This is a genomic window from Parablautia muri, assembly GCF_009917485.1.
GTDB classification, from domain to species: Bacteria; Bacillota; Clostridia; order Lachnospirales; family Lachnospiraceae; genus Suilimivivens; species Suilimivivens muri.
In genome coordinates this window covers 1-1,228 of sequence record NZ_QZDT01000172.1, presented here as the reverse complement: position 1 = coordinate 1,228, position 1,228 = coordinate 1, and the positions used below count along the sequence as shown (strand labels likewise).

Below are 1,228 nucleotides of genomic sequence, written 5' to 3'. Positions count from 1 at the left end.
AATCTGAATGGCTTTTTCATAATAGTCGAGGGGAAAGATTAAACCAGACAACAATAAATAGAGTATTTAAGTTATACTGCCCAAAGGGATATGAGATTACCCCACATACATTAAGACACTTTTATGCAATTAATGCTGTATCAAGTGGGATATTCACTATTCCTGAAATTGCTAACCAGATGGGACATTCAAGCATTAAAACTACAATGCGGTATATGAATCCGAATTTGGAAGAAATAAGGCGGAAAGTTGAAATGCTTTGATGTTTTAATGATAATTTGCGGAAAAGTAGAGAAATACAAAAGTGTAAGTGAAAATTTAATATGATTGGAGGAATGAGTATTGAGTGATTTACCGGAAAATGAAGCGTTTTATTATGGATTAATATGTGGAATCAAACTTTTCCAACAGAAGATTGTTGTATCTCATAAACGAGGAGAACATATTCTAATTAATAATACGCCATATTATTTTCAAGATGGGAGGGAACGTTTGCAAGAAATGTTAAATAAAATATTTGAAAGTGAGGAAAATAAATTATGAGAGTAGAAGACGATTTAAAACCACATAATAGAGAAACCATTGAAAAAATTCTTGATTTCTTCAAGACAGAAAAAAAGTGTTGTGCTATTCAGGCAACTGGCACAGGAAAAACTTTTCTTATCTTGCGTTTGTTAGAGATTTTTAATGATGAAGGTAAGGTTGCAGTAATATTTGCGCCTAATAATGAAATCATTAAGCAAACTAAAAAGAGAATGAAAAAGTTTGGTTTAAATAATGCAACTTTCTATACATATCAGAAGTTGGCAAGAATGACAGACGAAGAAATTTCTGCCATTAAAGCGGATCTGATTGTGTGTGACGAACTTCACAGAACTGGCGCAAAAACATGGGGACAGAAGTTTGAAGTATTGGTAAATTCGCATCCAGATTCAAAGGTATTTGGCGTGACTGCCACACCATTGCGGTGTGCTGATGGCAGAGATATGGCAGAGGAATATTTTGATGGGAATAAGGCTTGTGACATTTCTCTGGCAGAAGCATTAGTCAGAGAAATTATTCCTGTCATGCCGTTATACCCGGATTCTCGAAAACGTGACGATGAATTTTCGCCACACTTAGCCGAATTCCCTGAATTTTATTGATAAAACCACCATTTTGCACTTGATTAACTCATCGTCATGTTTTATGATGGAGGTATAAACATGACGAGGTGATTGTATGTCGA

Annotated in this window: 3 protein-coding genes; all 3 read left to right on the top strand. The window is 34.7% G+C overall.

Going from position 1 to position 1,228, the window contains the following annotated elements; genetic code table 11:
* Positions 1-263, top strand: a 263-nt coding sequence (locus D5281_RS25005) for a tyrosine-type recombinase/integrase (RefSeq protein WP_160562546.1), incomplete at its 5' end; no start/stop codon positions are given.
* A 79-nt stretch (positions 264-342) separates the two neighbouring features.
* Entirely contained in the window at positions 343-543 is a 201-nt protein-coding gene (locus D5281_RS25000) for a hypothetical protein (RefSeq protein WP_160562545.1), read from the top strand.
* Positions 540-1,145, top strand: coding sequence for a DEAD/DEAH box helicase (locus D5281_RS24995; protein WP_160562544.1), 606 nt, complete (start codon positions 540-542; stop codon positions 1,143-1,145). Before D5281_RS25000 ends, D5281_RS24995 begins: the two co-directional genes overlap by 4 nt.
* The last annotated feature ends 83 nt before the right edge of the window (positions 1,146-1,228 follow it).